This window comes from Rhodococcus cercidiphylli (assembly GCF_033042225.1).
In the GTDB taxonomy this organism is placed as follows: Bacteria; Actinomycetota; Actinomycetes; order Mycobacteriales; family Mycobacteriaceae; genus Rhodococcoides.
In genome coordinates this window covers 1-22,661 of the sequence record NZ_JAWLKE010000010.1, presented here as the reverse complement: position 1 = coordinate 22,661, position 22,661 = coordinate 1, and the positions used below count along the sequence as shown (strand labels likewise).

Annotated in this window: 22 protein-coding genes, 1 tRNA gene and 1 rRNA gene; 4 read left to right on the top strand and 20 right to left on the bottom strand. The window is 64.7% G+C overall.

What is annotated here, in order from left to right; translation table 11 throughout:
* The first annotated feature begins 135 nt into the window (after positions 1-135).
* Genes R3P95_RS22565 through hydA form a run of 4 tightly spaced genes read left to right on the top strand, consistent with a single transcriptional unit; the run spans position 136 to position 4,021 of the window.
* A complete protein-coding gene (locus tag R3P95_RS22565) occupies positions 136-1,098 on the top strand; it encodes a dihydrodipicolinate synthase family protein (RefSeq protein WP_317549575.1) in 963 nt (320 codons plus the stop codon).
* A complete protein-coding gene (locus R3P95_RS22560; RefSeq protein WP_317549574.1) occupies positions 1,088-2,236 on the top strand; it encodes an NAD(P)/FAD-dependent oxidoreductase in 1,149 nt (382 codons plus the stop codon). Before R3P95_RS22565 ends, R3P95_RS22560 begins: the two co-directional genes overlap by 11 nt.
* A gap of 13 nt (positions 2,237-2,249) precedes the next feature.
* Positions 2,250-2,636, top strand: a complete 387-nt coding sequence (locus R3P95_RS22555) for an allophanate hydrolase-related protein (protein WP_094741874.1) — start codon at positions 2,250-2,252, stop codon at positions 2,634-2,636.
* Entirely contained in the window at positions 2,606-4,021 is a 1,416-nt protein-coding gene (gene hydA, locus R3P95_RS22550) for a dihydropyrimidinase (RefSeq protein WP_317549573.1), read from the top strand. Before R3P95_RS22555 ends, hydA begins: the two co-directional genes overlap by 31 nt.
* Positions 4,022-4,077: 56 nt before the next feature.
* Here the strand turns inward: hydA and R3P95_RS22545 are convergent, their stop codons facing one another.
* The 20 genes from R3P95_RS22545 to rrf all read right to left on the bottom strand — a co-directional run.
* Positions 4,078-4,500: a phosphate acetyltransferase gene (locus tag R3P95_RS22545; RefSeq protein WP_149405680.1), complete on the bottom strand. Its 423-nt coding sequence runs from the start codon at positions 4,498-4,500 to the stop codon at positions 4,078-4,080.
* A gap of 552 nt (positions 4,501-5,052) precedes the next feature.
* Positions 5,053-5,126, bottom strand: a tRNA-Pro gene (locus R3P95_RS22540).
* Positions 5,127-5,211: 85 nt separating this feature from the next.
* Positions 5,212-6,660, bottom strand: a complete 1,449-nt coding sequence (der, locus tag R3P95_RS22535) for a ribosome biogenesis GTPase Der (RefSeq protein WP_149405670.1) — start codon at positions 6,658-6,660, stop codon at positions 5,212-5,214.
* Positions 6,657-7,340: a (d)CMP kinase gene (gene cmk / locus R3P95_RS22530; protein ID WP_094668760.1), complete on the bottom strand. Its 684-nt coding sequence runs from the start codon at positions 7,338-7,340 to the stop codon at positions 6,657-6,659. The genes der and cmk overlap by 4 nt, the downstream gene beginning before the upstream one ends.
* Positions 7,340-8,536, bottom strand: coding sequence for a pseudouridine synthase (locus R3P95_RS22525; RefSeq protein WP_317549572.1), 1,197 nt, complete (start codon positions 8,534-8,536; stop codon positions 7,340-7,342). Before R3P95_RS22525 ends, cmk begins: the two co-directional genes overlap by 1 nt.
* A 12-nt stretch (positions 8,537-8,548) precedes the next feature.
* Entirely contained in the window at positions 8,549-9,232 is a 684-nt protein-coding gene (scpB, locus tag R3P95_RS22520; RefSeq protein ID WP_094668762.1) for an SMC-Scp complex subunit ScpB, read from the bottom strand.
* Positions 9,229-10,065, bottom strand: coding sequence for a segregation and condensation protein A (locus tag R3P95_RS22515; protein ID WP_094668763.1), 837 nt, complete (start codon positions 10,063-10,065; stop codon positions 9,229-9,231). The genes scpB and R3P95_RS22515 overlap by 4 nt, the downstream gene beginning before the upstream one ends.
* Positions 10,062-11,024, bottom strand: coding sequence for a ParA family protein (locus R3P95_RS22510; protein WP_068051009.1), 963 nt, complete (start codon positions 11,022-11,024; stop codon positions 10,062-10,064). The genes R3P95_RS22515 and R3P95_RS22510 overlap by 4 nt, the downstream gene beginning before the upstream one ends.
* Positions 11,025-11,133: 109 nt before the next feature.
* Positions 11,134-12,048 (bottom strand): site-specific tyrosine recombinase XerD, encoded by a 915-nt coding sequence (xerD, locus tag R3P95_RS22505; RefSeq protein WP_094641577.1) that lies wholly within the window; start codon positions 12,046-12,048, stop codon positions 11,134-11,136.
* Positions 12,049-12,053: 5 nt separating this feature from the next.
* Positions 12,054-12,686 carry an NUDIX hydrolase gene (locus R3P95_RS22500; RefSeq protein ID WP_317549571.1) on the bottom strand — a complete coding sequence of 211 codons (633 nt, stop codon included), beginning with the start codon at positions 12,684-12,686 and terminating at the stop codon, positions 12,054-12,056.
* The gene (locus R3P95_RS22495) at positions 12,683-14,416 is read right to left on the bottom strand and encodes a CTP synthase (RefSeq protein WP_317549570.1); all 1,734 of its coding nucleotides are present in this window, start codon (positions 14,414-14,416) and stop codon (positions 12,683-12,685) included. The genes R3P95_RS22500 and R3P95_RS22495 overlap by 4 nt, the downstream gene beginning before the upstream one ends.
* 150 nt (positions 14,417-14,566) lie before the next feature.
* Positions 14,567-15,514: a copper transporter gene (locus tag R3P95_RS22490; protein ID WP_149405667.1), complete on the bottom strand. Its 948-nt coding sequence runs from the start codon at positions 15,512-15,514 to the stop codon at positions 14,567-14,569.
* On the bottom strand, positions 15,511-16,695 hold the full coding sequence (steA, locus tag R3P95_RS22485) for a putative cytokinetic ring protein SteA (protein ID WP_149405666.1): 1,185 nt from the start codon (positions 16,693-16,695) through the stop codon (positions 15,511-15,513). The genes R3P95_RS22490 and steA overlap by 4 nt, the downstream gene beginning before the upstream one ends.
* 84 nt (positions 16,696-16,779) lie before the next feature.
* Positions 16,780-18,549, bottom strand: coding sequence for a DNA repair protein RecN (gene recN, locus R3P95_RS22480; protein WP_317549569.1), 1,770 nt, complete (start codon positions 18,547-18,549; stop codon positions 16,780-16,782).
* A 2-nt stretch (positions 18,550-18,551) separates the two neighbouring features.
* Entirely contained in the window at positions 18,552-19,517 is a 966-nt protein-coding gene (locus tag R3P95_RS22475) for an NAD kinase (protein WP_149405664.1), read from the bottom strand.
* Positions 19,514-20,335 (bottom strand): TlyA family RNA methyltransferase, encoded by an 822-nt coding sequence (locus R3P95_RS22470; protein WP_317549568.1) that lies wholly within the window; start codon positions 20,333-20,335, stop codon positions 19,514-19,516. The genes R3P95_RS22475 and R3P95_RS22470 overlap by 4 nt, the downstream gene beginning before the upstream one ends.
* Before the next feature lies 1 nt (position 20,336).
* Positions 20,337-20,579 carry a hypothetical protein gene (locus R3P95_RS22465; protein ID WP_068050998.1) on the bottom strand — a complete coding sequence of 81 codons (243 nt, stop codon included), beginning with the start codon at positions 20,577-20,579 and terminating at the stop codon, positions 20,337-20,339.
* 67 nt (positions 20,580-20,646) lie between these two features.
* The gene (locus tag R3P95_RS22460; RefSeq protein ID WP_317549566.1) at positions 20,647-21,636 is read right to left on the bottom strand and encodes an HAD-IIA family hydrolase; all 990 of its coding nucleotides are present in this window, start codon (positions 21,634-21,636) and stop codon (positions 20,647-20,649) included.
* The gene (locus tag R3P95_RS22455; RefSeq protein WP_094641563.1) at positions 21,633-22,514 is read right to left on the bottom strand and encodes a tetratricopeptide repeat protein; all 882 of its coding nucleotides are present in this window, start codon (positions 22,512-22,514) and stop codon (positions 21,633-21,635) included. The genes R3P95_RS22460 and R3P95_RS22455 overlap by 4 nt, the downstream gene beginning before the upstream one ends.
* Before the next feature lie 72 nt (positions 22,515-22,586).
* Positions 22,587-22,661, bottom strand: a 5S ribosomal RNA gene (gene rrf, locus R3P95_RS26240); the annotation flags it as partial.

The window sequence follows — 22,661 nt, the reverse complement described above, 5'->3', positions numbered from 1 at the left end:
ATATTCGACCGTGGTCGCGTTACGAGTACGTTTCCGGCTTGACGACTCGACCACCCCGAAGGCAGTCTATGCAATCGATCCCACAAATGCGGGTACGACGCGTCGTCGATCGTCCCGAGCCCGAAAGGCACTCCCATGAATCGCGATGATGTCGCGTGGTCCGGTTACTGGCCCGCTGCTCCCACACCGTTCACGCAGTCGGGTGACGTCGACACCGACGCAATTTTCGACTTGATGAATCTTTACGCGCAGATGGGTGTTCACGGTGTACTCGTGAACGGCAGCACAGGCGAATGGTTCAGCCAGAACGACAACGAACGAATGACCGTCGCGGAAGCATCGATCGATGCAGTCGTAGGCCGCTTCCCTGTTGTGATCGGTGTCAGTGCGTACACAGCTGCGCAGTCGTCGGCACTGGCGAAGCACGCTGCTTCCGCCGGTGCCGACGGTGTACTGGCAACCCCTCCGCCGTACGTGCACACCTCGGCGGAAGAGACATTCCAGTACTACCGAAGCGTCAGTACCGCAGCATCGTTGCCGTTCATGGTCTACAACTGGCCACGCGGCGTTGCGGTCGACATGGGCACCTCACCCGACCTGTTCTCTCGACTGGCCGACCTGGAGAACGTCGTCGCGATCAAAGACAGCACCGGTGATTGGCTCGCCATGCTCGACACCGTCGAGGCCGTGTCCGACCGCGTCCGTGTCTTCGGGAGTTTTCTGCATCGACGCGGCCTTGCCACGCTGCTCGAGCTGGGTGGGGACGGCAATATCGACGGCGGCGGGGTGGGCGCGCCCTTCGCAGTGCCGTTCTACGAGGCCGTCGCTGCACGTGACGCCGACACCGCACGCATGTGGGTCGATCGTTATCGCGCGTTCTCGGGCCGGCTCATCGCCTCGGACTACAGCGGCGTGTACGCCTCCCCCATCCCCCAGCTGAAGGCCGTGATGAACCTTCTCGGCCAACCGGGAGGTGCCGTGCGCGAACCATTACTGCCGGTCACCGACGCCGACACGCTTGCCGCGCTGAAATCCGTCATCGTCGAATCGGGTATCGACGATGCCTACGCGACCGTAGGAGCTGTTCATGCGGTCTGAGGTCGACGTCGTTGTCATCGGAGCCGGAATCGTCGGTGCAGCAACGGCTCTCGCCCTCACCCGCGCGGGATCCCGCGTTGCTGTGCTCGATCGAACCCTACCCAACACCGCCGGCTCCGGTACGACCGCGGGCAACCTGCACATCCAGACCATTCATACGCGCAGGCCTGGGCAGGGCACAGCCGTCGACGTCGAACAACTGCTTCCATTTCAGAAGTCGACGAGTTCGCTGTGGAACACACTGGACGAGACTGTGCCCGGTCTCGGGCTGAACCGGTGCGGCGGGTTCATGGTGGCCGAAACCGAAGAGCAGGTCCACGCACTCATCACGAAGCACCGATGGGAACGCGCTGCGGGGATCCCGACGGAGGTACTGAGCGGCGACGAGGCTCGGCAGGCGCTACCGCTGCTCGGCCCGAGTGTTCAGGCCGCAACCTGGTGTCCGTGGGACGGATTCGCCGAACCCGACCTCGCCGGTCCTGCCCTGTTGCGGCAGGCCGCGGCCGAAGGAGCGTCTGTACATCCGTCGACACCGGTCACCGGATTGACCCGCGACGGTGACGCCTGGACCGTAAGCACCAACGGTGGAACGTGGATTGCACCCGTGGTGATAGACGTTGCAGGGCCGTGGATGGCTCCGATCGCGGCTCTGGCAGGGGTATCGCTCGATCTCGTCCCGACCTCGTTGCAGATGCACTCGCTCGATGCCGCACCTCGGACACTCGAAGTGCTGGTGCAGCACGTCGGGGAGGGAATGTCGATCAAGCAGAATCGAACGGGACGCCTCGTCCTCGGCGGCGGTTGGCCTGCAGGTGCGTTCCACGACAGCGAGACGGCCCCGAGCAGATCCGACAGCACCACAGGAAACCTGGAGCAGATCCGACGGCTTCTGCCTGCGCTGGGCGACAATGCGCTTCTCGATACCTGGACCGGGCCCGTGGTCACCACGCCCGACGAAATGCCGGTCATCGGCGAACTCGCCGCAGCCTCGGGACTCTTCGTGGCAGGCGGCACGTACTCGTTCACCTTCGCACCGTTGTGGGGACACATCCTCACCGAGCTGGTGCACGGCAGAAAACCAGAACTCGATATCTCGGCGTTCTCCCCCGACCGCCTCGTCCACCTCCCTACCCACTGAAAGAAGGCTTCGCATGGCACTGGTCACGATGTTCGTCAACGGACAGGCGATGTCCGGCGGCACCCTGAACGACGCGTTGCACAAGGCGCGATTCGTGGGAAAAGTCGATACCGCACCGAAATACCGATTCTTTTCCGTGCGCGACGAATTCCCCGGTTTGCACCCGGTCGCAACCGATGGATTCGTGGTACCGGGCGAGCTGTACGAGGTCGAGTACGACGTATTGCGCGACGAGCTCCTCCCCAGAGAGCCGAGTGAACTCGAACTCGGGGTCATCGAGTTGGCGGATGGCTCGGGCTCCCTGTCGATGCGAATGCGCGAGAGCTACCTGTCAGCCGCGGGCGTCACCGACATCAGTGACCGCGGCGGATGGCTGACCTACCTCGCGAGCACACGATGAAGGTCGTGCGCGGCGGAACGGTCGTCGAATCCCATTGGGCGGCTCCGGCAGACCTGCTCATCGACGACGGCAGGGTCGTTGCGGTGCTGACCCCAGGGAGCGAGGTCGACGCGGCTGCGGAGGTCATCGATGCAACCGGCAAGCTCGTCATGCCGGGTGGAGTCGATCCACACTGCCACGTCGGGTTCACCTCCGGCGAATTCACCTCGCTCGACTCGTATCTCGAGTGCACGACGGCGGCCGTGTTCGGCGGTACCACCACGATCATCGACTTCGCTATCCCCCGTCCCGGTCAAGAGCCGCTCGACGCTGCCGAGGTGCAGCGAGCGAAAGCGTCGAGCGGACTGTGCGATTCGGCTCTGCACGCCTGCGTCGTCGAGTGGACCGACACCACCGCCGACCAACTGAAAACACTGGCGGACGGCGGTATTCGGACGGTCAAGATGTTCACCACCTACGCCGGTGAGACGATGGCGAACGAACACACCATCCTCAACACGATGCAGGCCACTCGCGATCTCGGCGGAATGGTCATCATCCACTGCGAGTCCGACGCGATCGTCACCGACGCGCAGAACCTCGCAGCCGCATCGGACGGAGTCGATGCCGCACACATGTCGCAGACGCGGCCGGAGCTCGCCGAGACTGCCTCGGTCGCCGCCATTCTCGCGATCGCCGAATCACAGAATGCGCCGGTCTATTTCGTGCATCAGTCGACTCCGGCTGCCGTCGAACTGGTCGCGGACGCTCGCAAGCGAGGGCTCGTCGCCTTCACCGAATCGGTTGCGCACCATCTGATCCTCGACGACTCGGCCTACGGGGGTGAACAACCCGAACGATTTGTCTGCTGCCCACCGCTGCGCTCGGCCGAGGTGGTCGAGGAACTCGGGCGTCACCTGTTCACCGGGCACATCACCACCATCGGTTCCGACCATTGCTGCTACGACACCGCACAGAAGCAGGTGCACAGCCACGACGTGCGGCACATGCCCAACGGACTGCCCGGAGTCGAGACGCGTCTCCCGGTGATCTACTCGCACTATGTCGACGGATTGGGTCTGACTGCAAGCAGATTCGTGGAGTTGACCTCGTCGAATCCAGCGCGCACCAACGGCTTGTTTCCCCGCAAGGGATCACTGATGCCGGGGTCCGACGCCGACATCGCCATCTGGGATCCCGAACTGGAATGGACGGTGACCACCGAAACACTGCACATGGCGACCGACTACACCCCCTACGAGGGATACCGACTTCGAGGAAAGCCGGTCACCGTGATCGTGGGCGGCGAGATTGTCGTCCGCGACGGCGAACTCGTCGACGCCACTCCCCGCGGCCGACACCTCGAAGCGGCACCCCTCGACTTCAGCGGGGCATTCAGCATGTGAGGCCCGGACTTCTACCGTCGACGGGTTCGGCTGCCTCGACGTGGTGCTACTTCGGACTACTTATCGGCGAGAGCTACTGCCGCCGCCAGGTATTCACGTGAGTCGCGAAACGTCTGTGCGACCCCACGTCCCGCAATGGCGTGATACCGACTGATTCGGTCGTCATCGAGAGCCTCGAGGACGGTGGTGGAATCCGCGTGCATCCAACCACCGTCTCGGACCAGTTCGTGGGCACGCTTACCGTGCAGGGCAGAAATTCCCTCGACCCTGATCCCCTTCGGATCGGTCGACGCCGCGAGGTAGTAGGCCTTCTTGCCGGAGTAGCCGGCCTTGACCTTCTCGCGCAACCGGAAGACGGCATCGGCCGCATCGTCGATAGCCGATGCCTGTTCGTCAGAGCCTGATTCGGCGGCAGAGATTCGCGCGATCTCCCCATCGATCGCAGAAAGCAATGTGGCGAGGTATTCGGGATCGCTCATAGAACCATGATGCCCTAGAGCAGTGATCTCTCGAACCAGCACCCGACTGGAAGATATCGACACCTGTACAACTCGGGGATCGACCTGACCGACTACACAGACCAGATGCCTGCCGGCAATGTCATGGGCCACTGACGAGGCGGAGCTGTCCGAACGGTTGCCCGCACCACCTGCAGCTTCCACCGACGTAGTCGTGGCCGTCTTCACGTTCGCATTCGTCGACTGCGCATCCGCTGCCGCACGAGAGCATCTGGCCACATCGGCACTGCTCACCGTCACAGCCCGGGTGGTGAAGTGCTCCCGGCGGTGCAGCGCAGTCGTGGCACTTTGTCCGTCCATTGGGTATTCGGCTGGGCCGCCATGTGCAACCCACCGAATCGAGCATTTCCAGTTCACACGCCATGCAGATCGCCATGCCGTGCAGAATCGCACAGGGCACCGACATCGGAGTTTCTCCAAGTTCGTGCTTCGTGACGCGTCGATGCGCCTCGGCAACGCAGACAAAAAAGACGGCTCCGGACTTCTCCGAAACCGTCTTCGACCTGCAATGTGTCGGGCTGACAGGATTTGAACCTGCGACCACTTGACCCCCAGTCAAGTGCGCTACCAAGCTGCGCCACAGCCCGCCGCACCTCGAAAGGCGCTTGCTGAGATTACCCCAGCCCTACCCCTGAGAGGAAATCGCCTGCTCAGGGGCGGGGTCGGGCTACATCAGCGGTTGTTGCCCTTGCCCGGCCGTTCCCGCTTCTCGCGGATACGTACCGAAACACGGACGGGGCTGCCGTCGAAGTTGAACTCTTCACGCAGACGCCGCTCGATGAATCGGCGGTAGCCGGCCTCGAGGAAGCCGGTGGTGAACAGCACGAACGTCGGCGGCCGGGTGCTGGCCTGCGTCGCGAACATGATGCGCGGCAGGCGTCCGCCTCGCATCGGCGGCGGAGTGGCCGCCACGACCTCCTTGAGCCATGTGTTCAGCCTGCCGGTGGGGACACGCTTGTCCCACGACTCCAGAGCCGTCTCGAGAGCGGGCACGAGTTTCTGGACCGCACGGCCCGTCTGCGCCGAGATGTTCACTCGCTGTGCCCACGGCACCCGAGCGAGATCGCGATCGATCTCCTTCTCGAGCTGCTGACGACGATCGTCGTCCACCAGATCCCACTTGTTGAACGCCAACACCAAAGCGCGGCCGGCATCGGCGACCATGCTGAGCACACGCATGTCCTGTTCCGAGATCACCTCGGAAGCATCGAGAAGCAGAATCGCGACCTCGGCGGCCTCGATCGCGGACTTGGTGCGCAGCGATGCGTAGAACTCGGCACCACTGGCATGACTGACGCGCTTGCGCAGTCCGGCGGTATCGACGAATCGCCATGTCTTGCCGCCCAATTCGACCAACGAGTCGACGGGATCGACGGTGGTGCCGGCAACATCGTGCACCACCGAGCGCTCGTCACCCGAGAGCTTGTTGATCAGCGAGGACTTGCCCACGTTCGGCTTACCGACCAGAGCAACACGCCTGGGTCCCCCACCGGGGATTCCTTCGCGCGGAGTCTCGGGCAACGCCTCGAGAACCCGGTCCAGCAGATCACCGGTACCGCGGCCGTGAGTCGCGGAAACCGACAGCGGCTCCCCCAGACCCAGCGACCACAGTGCGGCGACCTCGGACTCGGTGCGGCCGTCGTCGACCTTGTTGGCCACCAACAAAACCGGAGTCTTCGACCGGCGCAGCACTCGTGCGACAGCCTCGTCCGTCGTCGTCGAGCCGACTCGCGCGTCGACGACCAACAGGATCGCGTCGGCGGTGTGCATGGCCAACTCGGCTTGGCGCGCAACGGATGCCTGCAGACCCTTGGCGTCGGGCTCCCAACCGCCGGTGTCCTGCACCAGGAAGCGTCGACCACTCCAGTTGGCCTCGTACGACACCCGGTCGCGGGTGACGCCGGGGACGTCCTCGACGACGGCTTCGCGGCGTCCGATGATGCGGTTGACGAGCGTCGACTTACCGACGTTCGGACGACCCACCACGGCGAGAGTCGGTACGGCAACGGCGTCTTCGCCGTCGTCGCCCTCGTTGAGGTCGACGTACTCCCACTCGCCTTCGTCACTCCATATTCCGTCGCCCGCGGTTTCCGCTGCGCCGGAGAAGAATTCTTCACTCACTGCACTGCTCCACTTCTGTCGTTCACCACGAGCAGCAAACGCTCGATCACGCCGTCGAGATCCAGCTCGCTGGTATCGACGATCACCGAATCCTCGGCGGGACGAAGCGGTGACACTGCTCTCGTCGAATCTGCATGATCGCGGCGTTGCACATCCGCGAGCACGGATTCGTAGTCGTCGTCGCGACCCTGTTCGATGTTCTGTTTGTTGCGACGCTCTGCCCGCGCCTCCGGTGAGGCAGTCAGGAACACCTTCACGTCGGCGTCGGGAAGAACGACGGTGCCGATGTCGCGGCCCTCCACGACGATTCGCGTCGACGAGCTCGCGAGGTCGCGCTGCATCTGCACCAACAACTCGCGCACCGCAGGCACTGCGGACACCGCAGAGACGGCCTTGGTGACTGCGTCGCCGCGGATTTCGCCGCTGACGTCCTCGCCGTCGAGCAACACGGTCTCGGACAGCGGGTCCTTGCCGATCTCGAGGGGAAGCGCCGCAACGGCTTTCGCGACCGCATCCGCATCGGTGGGCTCGACGCCCGAACGGAGAACCCATACCGTCGCGACGCGGTACATCGCACCGGTGTCGAGGTAGCTGGCTTCCAGTGCCGACGCCAGTCTGCGCGATACCGACGACTTACCGGTGCCCGAGGGACCGTCCATCGCCACGACGAGCGCACTCATCACAGGCCTACGGATTCGTAGAGCTTGCCGATCTCGCCGCGACCGAGAACACGCAGTGTTCCTGGACGCTGATCGCCGAGCACGATATTGCCGACATCGGTACGCACGAGGCGCCCGACCGGGAATCCGACCTTGTCGAACAACCGACGCACGATGTGCTTGCGGCCCTCGTGCAGGGTCACCTTGACGAGCGACTTGCCGTCCGAGATGTCGAGCAGCTGGAAGCCGTCGACCTTCACCGGGCCGTCGTCGAGAGTGACGCCCTCGCGCAGCTGCTTGCCGAGCGTGCGGGGAATGGTGCCCGACAACGTCGCGAGGTAGGTCTTCGAAACCTCGAACGACGGGTGCATCAGGCGGTGAGCAAGATCACCGTCGTTGGTGAAGAGCAACAGTCCCTCGGTGTCGGCATCGAGACGGCCGACGTGGAACAGTCGCTGCCCCGCCTGGACTCGCTCGGAGACGATGTCGCCGACGCATGGGCGTCCCAGATCGTCGGACATGGTGCACTGCCATCCACGCGGCTTGTTCATCGCGAGATGAACCAGCTCTTCCTTCACCACCACGCGGGTGCCGTCGACACGGACCACGGCGATGTTGGGATCGATGCGGATGCCCTGTTCGGTGACGATGCGTCCGTCGACCTCGACGCGGCCGTCGGCGATCAGTTCCTCGGCGGCGCGACGCGATGCGACGCCGGCCTGTGCGAGCACCTTCTGCAACCGAACACCTTCACCGGCGGGTACGTGCTTGCGCGGTGAGGAATCGGTGTGCTGATGCTTCGCCGGCTTGGCGTTGCTGATCGTGGTCGACGGAACCTGCTTCTTCTGCGGCTTCGGCGGCTTGGGACGCGACGGCTTCTTGCGAGGAACAGCGTCGTTGCTGCGGTCGTTGACGCCGGTCTCGACGGGCGTGTAATCGGTCGATTCGTCCTGCTCGACGCCACGGCGAGGGGCAGGTCGGGCTCCTGTGCGAGGAGCTCCGGTACGGGGCGCGCCTGCGCGAGGTCCTCCAGTGCGAGGAGTTCCGGCGCGAGGTCCTCCGGTGCGGGGAGCGCCGTCACGAGGCGCAGCGTCGCGGGTGCGATCTCCGCGGCGCGCGTCACGCGGAGTGTCCGACCTACCTGCGGTCGGCTTCCTGCGTGGGTCTTGTCTCTTGTTACGGTCCGGTGTGCCATCACGGCGAGCGGGCTTGTTCACTTGTCTTACCTATCAGTCGTCCGAGTCGAGCTCGGCTGCCGGATCGGGTTTCGATCCGCGGTTCTTGGTGGAGCGGGTCATTCTCGGGTCGGTGTCCATGCTGTCACTGATCTCGTCGATCAGGTCCACACCCGGCAACAGCGGTGCCAGTTCGGGTAGATCACCGAGCGATGCGAGCCCGAGCCGTTCGAGGAACAGCTCGGTGGTGCAGTACATCGTGCCGTTCGTCTCCGGGTCCGTTCCTGCTTCGGAGATCAGTCCACGGGCGAGCAACGTACGCATCACTCCATCGACGTTGACTCCTCGCACGGCGCTGACTCGTGCGCGGGTCAACGGTTGACGATATGCGATCACGGCCAGGGTTTCCAATGCCGCGCGTGTGAGCTTGGACCGAGCGCCGTCCAGAAGCAGCCGTTCGACGTACGGCGCATAGGCGGTTCGGGTGTAGAAACGCCATCCGTCGCCGGCGTAGCGAAGGTCGATTCCGCTGGTTCGTTCGGTCAGTTCGGCGGCCATCGCCGTCAAGGTCGCGCGCACGCGGGCCACCGAGGCACCCACGGCCGAGGCGAGCTGCTCGTCCGAGGCCGGTGTATCGACGATCAGCAACACAGCTTCGAGAGCCGACGCGAGAGTGGTGTCGTCGAGCTCCTCGGAATCGTCGACGTCCTCGAGCTCGAGTTCGGGGTCGGCACTCATGCGTAGTCCTCTTCCGTGACCACGATGGGTCCTTCGTCCTTACCGGTCCAACTCACTCGAAGATCGCCGAGCGGCTCGGGCTGCTCGAACGCGATCACCTGTTGCCGGAACAGCTCCAGCAACGCCAAGAATCGCGCGATTATTTCCACCTGCACCTCGCAGTCCTGCACCAACTCCGAGAACGAGGCCCACTCGTTCAGGCCTCGCCCCTGCAGATTCTCGAGCAGCCATTCCGCCTGCTCGGGAATCGAGACAGCGTGCTGATGAATGTGATCGAGTCCCACCTGGGGAATCGGCTTGGGCCTGAACGCCGCTGCGGCGATGTCGGCGAACGTGGCCGGGTCGACGCCGAGCAGCACCTCGGGAATCAGGTCGGCGTACCTGTCCTCCACCGACACCGATCGCGGATAACGCCGCAGCGCAGCAGCTTCCAGCTCACCGAACAGCAGAGCGACCTGCTTGTAGGCGCGGTATTGGAGCAGCCGAGCGAAGAGGAGATCTCGCACTTCGAGTAGCGCGAGATCCTCGGCGTCCTCCACATCACCCGAGGGCAGCAACCGCGCCGCCTTGAGATCGAGCAGAGTCGCGGCGACGACGAGGAATTCCGTCGTCTGGTCGAGGCCGACATCGGCACCGAGTGACTTGGTGAACGAGATGAAATCGTCGGTGACGGTGTGCAACGCCACTTCGGTGACGTCCATGCGGTGCTGACTGATCAGCGACAGCAGCAGATCGAACGGTCCCTCGAAGTTGAGCAGACGCACCCGAAATTTCGACGGATCCGCGTCGGCGGGAACCTCGATCGGGGCTTCGTCAGCAGCGTCGACGGTCACGGACCCGACCGGTAGATCACCTCGCGCGCCAGGGCGCGGTACGCCTGTGCGCCGCCGGATTTCGGAGCCCACGTGGTGATCGGCTCACCGGCAACGCTGGTCTCGGGGAACCGAACCGTGCGTGTGATCACCGTGTCGTAGACGACGTCGCCGAACACCTCGACCACTCGCGTCATCACCTCACGCGAGTGCAGTGTGCGGGCGTCGAACATCGTCACCACGATGCCGGCCAACTTCAGCCGCGGATTGAGACGATCGCGCACCTTCTCGACGGTGTCGTTGAGCAATGCCAGGCCACGAAGGCTGAAGTACTCGCACTCCATCGGGATCAACACTTCGTCGGCACACGTGAGCGCATTGACCGTCAACAGACCGAGGGACGGCTGGCAGTCGATGAGCACGTAGTCGTAGCGATCCAGAATCGGATGCAGCACTCGACCGAGCGTCTGCTCGCGGCCCACCTCGGTGACCAGCTGAATCTCAGCGGCCGAGAGGTCGATGTTGCTGGGCATCAGATCGAGATTCTCGACACGAGTCCGCATGATGATGTCGTCGGCGGAGACCTTCGCCTCGACGAGGAGGTTGTAGACCGTCAGATCGAGCTCGTGATGTGCAACGCCCAATCCCGCGGACAGTGCGCCCTGTGGGTCGAGGTCCACGAGCAGCACGCGACGGCCGTAGCCGGCCAACGAGGCACCGAGATTGATGGTCGACGTCGTCTTGCCGACGCCACCCTTCTGGTTGCACATCGCGATGATCTTGGCCGGGCCGTGATTGGCCAACGGTTGCGGATCCGGGACGGTCCGAGTCATCCGACCGGTGGGCCCGAGCTCGTTCGGAGCAGGAATGATGTCGCGTGTCTCCCGACTGGATTCCGGTTGACGCGTCTGGAACAGGCCACCGTCGAGATGTGGATGATCCAAAGCTGACTCCGCCGCTGGCGGCTGCGGTGTCGACACGTTCCAGCGCTCCCCTGTCCCGTTCGTCTTCGAGTAGTTCTGAGAACGCTACCGCTTGGTGCGCCGGCAGCGTCATCGGACACGCTGACGCACGGCCGCCGGCCTCGTGCTATCTCGCCCGCGGATGCGCGCCGGCCCACACTTCGCGCATCGTGTTCACGGTGACGAGGGTGTAGATCTGCGTCGTCGTCACCGACGCATGTCCCAACAGCTCCTGCACGACGCGAACGTCGGCACCACCGTCCAGCAGATGCGTAGCGAAAGAATGCCGAAGAACGTGCGGTGAGACCCCCGCGGTGATCCCGGCCCGCACGGCCGAATCCTGCAACACCTGCCACGCACTCTGCCGAGACAACCTGCCGCCTCGGACGTTGAGGAACAGCGCAGGATTCGAGCGCGAGACCAGCCCCGGCCGTCCACGCACCAGGTAGGCGTCGACTGCCTCGATCGCGGGTCGCCCGACCGGGACGATGCGATGCTTGCCGCCTTTGCCGCGCAGCAGCACCGAGCGAGCTTCGGTGTCGATGTCGTCGACGTCGAGCCCCACTGCCTCGGAAATTCGAGCCCCGGTGGAATACAGGAGCTCCAACAACGCTCGATCCCGCAGTCCGCGCGGGGCATCGGGACCGGCAACCGAGGCCGATTCGAGTAGCGCCACCACCTGATCGACGGGCAGCGACTTCGGCAACCGCTTCGCCGGCTGGGGCGGCTTGACCTCGCTCGCGACGTTGCGCTCGACCATCCCTTCCGCGAGCGCGAACCGGTGCAGACCGCGCACAGCAATCAGCGTCCGAGCTGCCGAACTTGCTGCGAGAGCAGGGAATTCGTCATCACCGCGCCGCAGATAGAGCACGAACTCGGTGATGTCGTTCTCCGAGACCTTCGCCAGATCGGTGATGCCGTAGCCGCCGAGGAACCGCTCGTACCGCACCAGGTCGCGACGGTAGGACGACACCGTGTTCGGCGCCGACCCACGCTCGACCACCAGATGGTCGAGGTAGGTCTGAATCTGCTGGCCGATCACGGTGACTACTTTCGTGAACTCTTCCGCTTCTCGAATGCTGTCGGCAGATCGGGCCACGGGGCATCGGCGGGGCGCAGTTCGGTGCCGGCAGCGCGCGCCGCAGCGAACGCGAGCACGCCCGCCACAGCGGACGCATTGACGATCTCACCCGACAGCGCCCGCCGGACGGCCTCGTCCATCGGCACGAAGGAGAGTTCGATGTCTGCTTCCTCGTCGTGTGCCTCCGGCCGATCCACTTCCGTCAGGTCCTGTGCCAGAAAGATCCGTACGGCTTCGTCGGTGAACCCGGGCGAGGCCAACACGTCGACCAGCACCGACCATGTGCCGGCGGCAAGGCCGGTTTCCTCGGCGAGTTCACGCTGAGCCGCCAGTACCGGCTGCTCCCCCGGCGCGTCCAGCAGGCCGGCCGGCAATTCCCACAGGCGTCGCCCGATGGGATGCCGATACTGCTCGATCATCGCCACACGATCCTGATCGTCGACGGCCAGAATCCCGACCGCGCCGTGATGCTCGATCACCTCACGCTCGGCCTTGCGACCGTTCGGCATCGCGACCTGATCGAGCCGGAGCGCGAGAATGGCACCGGAGTACGGCACCGACGAGTCGAGGGTGGTGAACTCGTGCCGGGGCTCGGTCATCCGACGGTCTCGGCAGTGGCGTCCGATTCCTCCGCCGCCACGGTGTCACCGTGAATGTCGACCGGCAGCCGCTCTGCAGCCTTGTACTTCAATGCCGCATTGATCAACGATGCGAACAACGGGTGCGGACGAGTCGGCCGGCTCTTGAGCTCCGGATGCGCCTGCGTGGCGACGAAGAACGGGTGAACCGACGCGGGCAGTTCGACGAACTCGACCAGGTGGCCGTCCGGAGAAGTACCGCTGAACACCAAGCCGCTCTTGGCAATTCGGTCCCGATAGTCGTTGTTGACCTCGTAGCGATGACGGTGGCGCTCCGAGACGGTCTCGGTGCCGTACGACGCCGCGACCACCGAGCCCTTCTGCAGGGTCGCCGGGTAGGCACCGAGGCGCATCGTGCCGCCGAGATCGGCGTCACCGGCGACGGCGTCTTCCTGATCGGCCATCGTGGAGATCACCGGATCCTTGGTGTCCGGGTCGAACTCGGCGGAATTGGCATCGGTCAGACCGACCGAACGAGCCGCCTCGATGACCACACACTGCAACCCGAGGCACAACCCCAGCAACGGAATCTTGCGTGTACGCGCAAACTCGATGGCCCCGAGCTTGCCCTCGATACCGCGGATGCCGAAGCCACCGGGAATGAGCACGGCATCGACGTCGCCCAACGCGGCCTGCGCCCCCGCAGGCGTCGAGCACTCGTCGGATGGAACCCACTTGATCTCGACCTTCGCGCGATGGGCGAAGCCACCGGCACGCAGCGCCTCGGTGACCGAGAGGTACGCGTCGGGCAGGTCCACGTACTTGCCGACCAAGCCGACGCGCACGGTTTCGCGCGGCTGGTGGACGCGTTCGAGCAGTCCACCCCAGATGGTCCAGTCGACATCGCGGAACGGGAGACCGAGCTGACGGACGACGTACGCGTCCAGGCCTTCCTTGTGCAGCACTTTGGGAATGTCGTAGATCGACGGCGCGTCGGGCGTGGAGATGCAGCCGTCGACGTCGACGTCGCACATGAGCGCGATCTTGTTCTTGAGCCCCGGCGGCACGTCGCGATCGCAACGCAGGATCAACGCGTCGGGCTGGATACCGATGCTGCGCAGTGCTGCGACGGAGTGCTGGGTGGGCTTGGTCTTGAGTTCACCGGACGGAGCCAGGAACGGAACCAACGACACGTGCAGGAAGAACACGTTGTTGCGGCCAACGTCGTGGCGCACCTGACGCGCTGCTTCGAGGAACGGCTGCGACTCGATATCGCCGACGGTGCCGCCGATTTCGGTGATCACGACGTCCGGCTGATGACCCTGCAGGTCCGGGCCGTTCATCGCGAGAATGCGACGCTTGATCTCGTCGGTGATGTGCGGGATCACCTGAACGGTGTCGCCCAGGTATTCACCGCGGCGTTCCTTGGCGATGACCGTCGAGTAGACCTGGCCGGTGGTGACATTGGCGAACCCGGACAGATCGCGGTCGAGGAATCGCTCGTAGTGTCCGACGTCGAGGTCGGTCTCGGAGCCGTCCTCGGTGACGAAGACCTCACCGTGCTGGAACGGGTTCATCGTGCCGGGATCGACATTGAGGTACGGATCGAGCTTCTGCATGGTCACGCGCAATCCGCGTGCGGTCAGTAGCTGGCCGAGGCTGGATGCCGTCAGGCCTTTTCCGAGTGAGGACGCGACGCCCCCACTGACGAAAATGTGCTTGGTGTCGGAACGCGACTGAAGGCGTGACAATGAGGCTCCCGTGACGAGTCTGCAGGGCTTGCTCCTATCAGGGGGCTGATAAGAGAGGTGAAGCGTGGAAATTGGGCCTGCTACCCACGGGACTTCACGGTAACACCAGTACCTACCTCACCGCCAACGACACGCTCGTTCCGACGACGATCAGCTCGCCGGCGCTCCGACGGTCACGGCGTTCGCGTTCGCTCCGGTGCCGTAACGGCCCGAGGCACCGTCCAGTTGCTCCGCCAGAGCGAGAACCGTGGTGATTCGCCCTGCTTCACGGTCGACGTTGTCGACTGTGGTGAGAGCGGACGACAGCGCCGAATCTGCTCGCACGACGGCGATGGAACCGTTGCCCTCTGCCGCGCCGGATCGGCCGGCCAGTACCGCGCCTGCACCACGTGAATCGAGAGCGCCCGCGAACCGCGCAACGATGGCACCGCGGTTGCCGTCCTCCACGTCCGAGGTGCCGGAACCGGTGACGACCACTGCCAACTGAGCGGGCGCGACGGCACCGTTGTCGTACGCGATGAAGCCGCCGCTGCGCAGTGTCTCGAGCGCCAGCGAGAGTTCCTCTGGAGTCGACTGCGGCTGGGCGGTCTCGGCGTTGAGCAGCAGAACCGAACCCAGCAGGTCTCCGGCGAGACTGCCTTGGTCCACCGCGCCGGTGCGCAACTGCACGCCGGCCGGAATGACATTGGTCAGGCGGGTACGAAGATCGTCGCCGTTCGCAGCGGAGACGAAGGAATCGGTCAGCGACACCCTGCCGGTGACGGTGGCACCCGAAGCCCCGATCGACCGCGTGACTCCGTCCACGTCACCGGGATCGGCATCCGGAGTGGTGATGACCACGACGCTGCGATCGACCAACGTGTCTCGCAACACCCGGCCCGATACCGCAGCGTCGAATCCGTCGGCCGAGTTGAGCTGCTCACCGAGCTGATTGTTGGTCGCCTGCAGATCGTCCACCTGAGTTTCGAGACCGGTCTTGTCGTCTCGGAGGCCCGATACCAGCCCGCTCGAGAGCAGACCCGAGCCGAGCACGATGCCGATGGCCAGTGCCACGAAGACCGCGGCCAGCGAAATGGCATGTTGGCGAAGCGAAATCACGAAAGCAACCCCTGGAACCACAGAGCGAACCGGTTCCACAGATCGATTGCCCAATCCAACGCTTCACCGCCGATGTTGGACACGGCCAGCGCCACGATCACGGCAACGAGCGCAGCCAGAATCAACAGCGCGATCGCACCGCCGGACACGCGGCTGCGGTAGAGCGTCGCAACAGCTTTGGCGTCGACCAGCTTGGCCCCGACCTTCAGACGCGTCATGAACGCGGCCGGATTAGTGTTGCGTCGACCGCGATCGAAGAACTCGTCCAGGCTGGCCGGGCTACCGACCGACACGATGAGTGACGCCCCGTGATGATCGGCCAACAACAGCGCGAGATCGGCAGCGGCACCGGTGGCCGGGAACGTCATGGCACCGATACCGAGATCCTGAATGCGCTCGAGTCCTTGCGCGTGGCCGTCGGAATCCGCCGGAAGCACCACCTCTGCACCGCATTTGAGCGTCTGCGCAGTGACGTCCTCGGGATCGCCGACGATCAGATCGGGGCGATGACCTGCCTTCATGGCGGTGTCGGCACCCGCGCCGACACCGATGATGACGGGCGAGTACTCCTTGATGAACGGCTTGAGGTTCTTCAGATCCTCTGCATGCCCGGGACCGTCGGCGACGATCACGACATGGCGACCCTTGAGATCGATGTCGATGTCCGGCACACCGACGCCGTCGATGAGCAGCGGACTTTCGGTTCGGATGAACTCGATCGTGTTGCCCGAGAACGCTTCCAGATGGTCGACCAGACCCGTCTTGGCCTCGATCATCTTGTCCGAGATCTCGGCTTCGCTCTGCTCGTCGCCCTTCGCGAGGCGCCGATCACCGGTGTAGACACCGCCGTCGTTGAGACGAACCTTGGTTCCGTCCTTGATCTTCTTGAAGACCTCGGTGCCGGCCGAGTCGATCAAGGTGATCCCGTTGGCCACGATGGCCTCGGGCCCCAGGTTCGGGTAGCGCCCGGAGATCGAGGGCGACGCGTTGACGACCGCGAGCACCCCTGCCTCGACGAGAGCATCAGCGGTCAGGCGGTCCAGGTCGAGCTCGTCGAGCACGACGATGTCACCGGGGCCGACCCGTTTGAGCAGCTTGGCCGTGTTGCGATCGACTCGCGCGATCCCGGTGATTCCGGGCAGCGAATCCTGACTACGTGACAGCAGAGCCGGCATCTTCATGAGGACCATGATGACCCGATCGACACGCCCGACGACGGAGGCGCGCCGAAACAACTACCACACTGATCACATCAGCACCAAAAGTTACAACGCTGCCCGATCGGCGTTTGCGGTGGCCAGCAGCTCCTCGGCGTGCGCGCGACCGGTTTCCGTGTCGTCCAGACCCGCGAGCATTCTCGCGAGCTCGACGACGCGTTCCGACGACGACAGCGTCCGAACCCCACTGTTCGCCGCGCCCTTCTTCGCATCGGTCTTGTCGACCACCAGGTGTGTGTCGGCGAATGCTGCGACCTGAGGCAAGTGGGTGACCACGATGACCTGGTGCGTGCGCGCCAACCGGCCGAGTCGACGCCCGACCTCGACGGCCGCGCGACCACCCACTCCGGCGTCGACCTCGTCGAACACCATTGTCGCGCCCTTGTCCGAGCCCGCCAGCACCACTTCGAGTGCCAACATCACCCGCGAAAGCTCACCGCCCGACGCACTCTTGCTGATCGGAAGAGCCTGGGCACCGTCGTGCGCGGACAGCCTGAACTCGACCTCGTCGACGCCACTGCTGCCCGCATGCAGTTCGGCCCCGTCCACGACGATCGGAGCCGTGTCGGACGGACCGGCGGGAAGTGCGCGAACATCGATCTGCAGCTTGGCTTTTCCCATGGCCAAACCCGCCAGCTCGACGCTGACCGCCTTCGAGAGCTTCACAGCGGCCTTGGCCCGAGCCGCACTGAGCTTCGACGCAGCTGCCGCGACGTCGACCGCAGCCGCGTCGACCTTGGCGCTCAACTCGGCGAGCGCGTCGGCCGAGGTGTCGATGTGCGAGAGCCGCTCACGGGCGTCCTCCGCCCAGGCGATGACGCCGTCGACATCGGCGGCGTACTTGCGTGTCAACGACTTCAGCTCGGCCTGCCGGTTCAGGATCAAGTCGAGCGCGCCCGGATCGGACGGCAGATCCGTCAGGTAGGAGGTGAGGTCTGCCCCGATGTCGCCCACGATCGCCATCGCGTCGTTCAGTCGCGGCAGCAGCTCGGTCAGTGCCGCGTCCTCGGCATGTTCGAGGCGAGAGCGAGCCTCGCCCAGCAGATACAGCGCGGACGCCGTGTCCGACGCCTCCTCGGTACTCCCGACGAGCGCCGCCGAGGCACCTTCCGCGGTCTCACGCAGTGAATCGAGATCCCCCAGCCGACGCACATCCTCGGCCACGGAGCGATCCTCACCCGGCTCGGGGGCCAGGGAGTCGATCTCCTGGAGGCCGAACTGCAGTCGATCGGCTTCCTGCGCCAGCTCGCGACTGCGTTCGGTCCGGTCGATCAGCTCGTTGCGCGCGTCGAGCCACGTCTTGCGCGCGGTGCGGTACTTCGAGACGAGGGACGCCACCGCATCCCCGGCGAATCTGTCCAGCGCGCCGAGTTGCTGATCGGGACGCAGCAGACGCAGCTGATCGTTCTGACCGTGCACCGTCAACAAGGAGTCGGTGAAGTTCGACAGCACCGATGCCGGCACACTGCGCCCACCGAGGTGCGCACGAGAACGACCGTCCGAGTTGACGGTACGCACGGCGATGATCGAGTTGTCCTCGTCCCGTTGACCTCCCGAGGACTCGAGCACCCTGTCGACGTCGTCGATCACCTGCTCCGACGCGGTGTCGGTACTGAATCGCCCCTCGACCACAGCACGCTGAGCGCCGAGCCGAACCCGGCCTGCGTCGGCGCGGGCACCCGACAACAGGTGCAGACTGGTGACCACCATGGTCTTTCCGGCACCCGTTTCGCCGGTGAGTACGGTCAGCCCCTCGTGAAACTGTGCGCTGGCACCGGATATGACTCCGAGGCTGTCGATCCGAATCTCTTCGAGCATCCCTACCTCGCTCTCCCCCGCCACCCGGTCACGGGCAGTTCGAATTTCTTGACCATGCGATCGGCGAACGGTGCCGAATCGAGCCGAACCCACTTGATCGGTGACGCTCCCCGAACCACCTCGACGCGAGCGCCGGCAGGCAGGCTCAATGTGCGCCTGCCATCGCAGAATACGAATCCCGCGTGACCGCCGGCATCGATCTCGATCGCAACGATCGACTCGGGACTGGTGACCAGTGGACGTGCGAACAGAGCATGTGCGTTGCTCGGAATGACCAATATCGCTTCGAGCTCGGGCCAGACCACAGGCCCTCCGGCCGAGAACGCGTAGGCCGTCGAGCCCGTAGGTGTGGAGACCAGGACGCCGTCGCATCCGAAAGCCGACACCGGTCGACCGTCGACTTCGAGGACCACCTCGAGCACTCCGAGCCGTGACCCGTTCTCGATGCTGGCCTCGTTCAGTGCCCAACCACGATCGACCACCTGGTCGCCGACGCGGATCGCAATGTCCAGTGTCATGCGTTGCTCGATGCGGTAGTCCCCGGCGATGACGCGGGCCAGGGCATCTTCGAGATGGTCGGCTTCGGCCTCCGCCAGGAACCCGACATGGCCGAGGTTGATGCCGAGCACCGGTATGGACGCTCCTCGCGCGAGTTCGGCTGCGCGCAGGAAGGTCCCGTCACCGCCGAGAACCAGGACCATTTCGCAACCGGCGGCTGCGTCCGGTCCGAACTCGACGACGTTCAGTTTCATGTCCGCGACGAACACGTGGTCGTGTTCCTCGGTGTCGGAGGCTTCGATCTTCGACGGCTCGACCTCGTCCACGAGCACGCGAAGGCAGATGCCCGCTTCGTCGAATACCTTGCCCACGCGGCGCGCGGTTTCGGCGATGTCCGGTCGACCAGGATGGGCGACGAGAAGAATCTCTCGAGTCGACTCCCGTTCCGGTGCTGCGTGGGACGGAGTCACTGTGGTCCTTCCTCGATCGCGAGCCGGACGAGTTCCGTGATGTCTGCGCGAGGCGAGTCCTCGTCTGCACCTGCCCTCAGCCACAAAAAGTACTCGACGTTGCCCGAAGGCCCCGGCAGCGGGCTCGCCGCCACCGCGCGAACACTCAGATCCAAGCCGACGGCCGCGTTCGCAACATCCTCCACTGCCTCGGCTCGCAAAGCTGGATCTCGCACCACGCCACCGGAACCCACGCGATCCTTGCCAACCTCGAACTGCGGTTTGACCATCAACACCATGTCGGTACCCGGCTTCGAGCATGCGACGAATGCGGGAAGAACCAGCTTCAACGAGATGAACGACAGATCTGCGACGATGACGTCGACAGGTCCACCGATCGTGTCGGCGTCGATCGACCGGACGTTGGTGCGGTCGATGACGTGAACGCGGTCGTCGGACTGCAGACGCCACACCAGCTGCCCGTATCCCACATCAACGGCGACCACCTCACGCACTCCTCGACTGAGAAGAACGTCGGTGAACCCGCCGGTGGATGCACCGGCGTCCAGGCAACGAGCCCGCTCGACGGTCAACCCGAGCGGCTCGAAGGCGTCGAGGGCACCGAGCAACTTGTGCGCCCCGCGGGAGGCCCACGAGATCTCGTTGTCTTCTTCGGCCACCAACAGCGGTGTGCCCGGCTCCACCGCGGTAGCGGGCTTCGAGGCCACCGTCCCGGCGATCTTCACCCGGCCCGCTTCGATCAACTCCGAAGCGTGCTCGCGAGATCGGGCGAGTCCACGACGAACCAGTTCGGCGTCGACACGTGCGCGACGAGCCATGTCAGGTCTTGTCGACGGTGTTCAGGGCACGAACGAGTACCTCGTGCGCTCGGTCGAGCAGACTCGCATCGCGTGCCAAGGCCTCGGAGTCCACGGCTTCGGATCCCTCGTCGTCCGCCGACTCGATGGTGAGCTGATTCAGCAGCGAACCGACCTCGGTGCGAATAGTGTCCGGATCTGCCGACGACTCGTCGACGACACCGCTCGGCCGGTGCTGTCCTGGTAGTGGAATAGGCGCGCTCATCGCCTCTCACGCTATCGGATGGGTCCGACGAACGCCCGATCGCCGAACCCTGCTGTCGAACGCAGCCTCAACAGCCGAGGAGCGAACGCAGATCGCCGAGTCGATCTCCCTCGAAGTGAACGTCCGAGAACGTCGAACCGGACCAGGCGACGTGCAGTGTGGCGAGCGCCCCCTCGAACGCATCCGGCACACCGTCCCCGCTGTACTGCACGGACAGCACCTCGTTCTCGATGCCGACCGTCCAACCGGTCTTGCTGCCGACGCTCGACGACATCTCGTCCTTGTTGAGGACTCCGAGATCGGGGCCGATGTGAGTGGGGCGCAAATGCCGAGGAGCGTGCAACAACTCCGCAGCGGTACTCACGCCGGTCAATACCAGCAGCGACGGCAGATCGATTTCGTTCGCTCCGGCGATGTCGGTGTCGAGTCTGTCTCCGACGACCAGTGCCGAACGTGCTCCGCTGCGCTCGATGGCGTCGTGCATGATCGGGGCGGCGGGCTTGCCTGCCACGATCGGCTCGATCTCGGTGGCGTTGCGAACCGCTGCGACCATCGAGCCGTTCCCCAGAACGAGTCCCCGCTCGGTCGGCAGGGTTGCGTCGATGTTCGTTGCCACCCACAGTGCACCTGCACGGATGGCGAGGACAGCCTCGGCAAGAATCTTCCAGCCTGTATCGACCGAATGCCCCTGCACCACCGCGACCGGATGGTCGTCGGCAGATCTGACCGGCTCGAGACCTACCTTGGTGATCTCGTTCGCCAACGCGTCGGTACCGACGACGAGCACGCGGGAACCTGGATCCAACTTGTCCGCCAACACACGGGCGCCGGCCTCGGAACTGGTGACGACGAACTCTGCCGTGGTGTCGAACCCGAGACCACGCAGATGTTCGGCAACGTCCTCGGGGGCACGACTGGCATTGTTGGTGACGAAGTACTGCTCTTCCGTACCACCCGACAACGCCTCCACTGCACCGGGAATGGGGTCCTTGCCTGCGTACACGGTGCCGTCGAGGTCGAGCAGCAGAACGTCATGGAGGTCGCGCAGCGCGGTCACTGACCGCCTCCGGACAACTCCTCGACCCGCTCTTCTGCGTCGGTCTCACCATCGACATCGGCTGCAGCGGCATTGAGGAACCACTTCACACCTTCGTCGACGCGACCTGCCGCAACCAGCGCATCTGCGTAGACGTAGAACAGGCGAGCGGCAGCCGTGCCCGAGCGCGACGCGTCGAGATCGGGGGTCTGCAGTGTGACGACGGCCTGGTCGTACTGGTTCAGATCCATTCGGGCACCTGCCACGACGATCCGAAGCTCCGACGCTTCCTCGCCGGTCAACTCACGAGCCTCGTCACTGCGACCGAGCTCGATGGCGCGCTCGGGGCGTCCGAGTCCGCGCTCGCAGTCGGCCATCACAGCGATCAGGCCCGGTCCGCCAGCCATGCGTCGGGCGGCGCGAAGCTCGGACAGCGCTTCGGCCCACTCACCGGCGTGGTACGCCGCGATACCTGCGGTTTCACGCACTACGGCGATGCGGCCGGCGCGCTGACGAGCAGCGCGCGCATGCAGCAGCGCCAACTGCGGATCGTCGTCCAGCAGCCTGCTGGTCATCACGAGGTGACGCGCGACGGCGGTTGCGTTGTTCTTGTCCAAGCTCAACAGGTCCCGACGCACCGCTGGCTCGAGCTGTCCGGCCTCGACCTCGTCGGGCAGATCCGGCTCTTCTGGACGTGGTGGTCGACGGTCGGACGGTGCGCTGTTTCCGCGACGATCGCCGGAGAACCCACCTTCACCGCCACGTCTGCGGGGAGGACCGTCCGAACGACGCGGGTCTCCGCGGCGGTCCTGAGCGCGGGGGTTGCGGTCTCGGGACTCGCTCGGGCGGTTGCCGCCGTCCCCACGGGACGGGCGACGATCGTTGTTGTCTTCCGACACGGGCGTCCTTTCGGATTTCGGTACAAACGCAAAAAGGGGACCCACCAAGTGGGTCCCCTTCTTACAACGGGTGTTCGGCGGTGTCCTACTCTCCCACACCCTGTCGAGTGCAGTACCATCGGCGCTGGAGGGCTTAGCTTCCGGGTT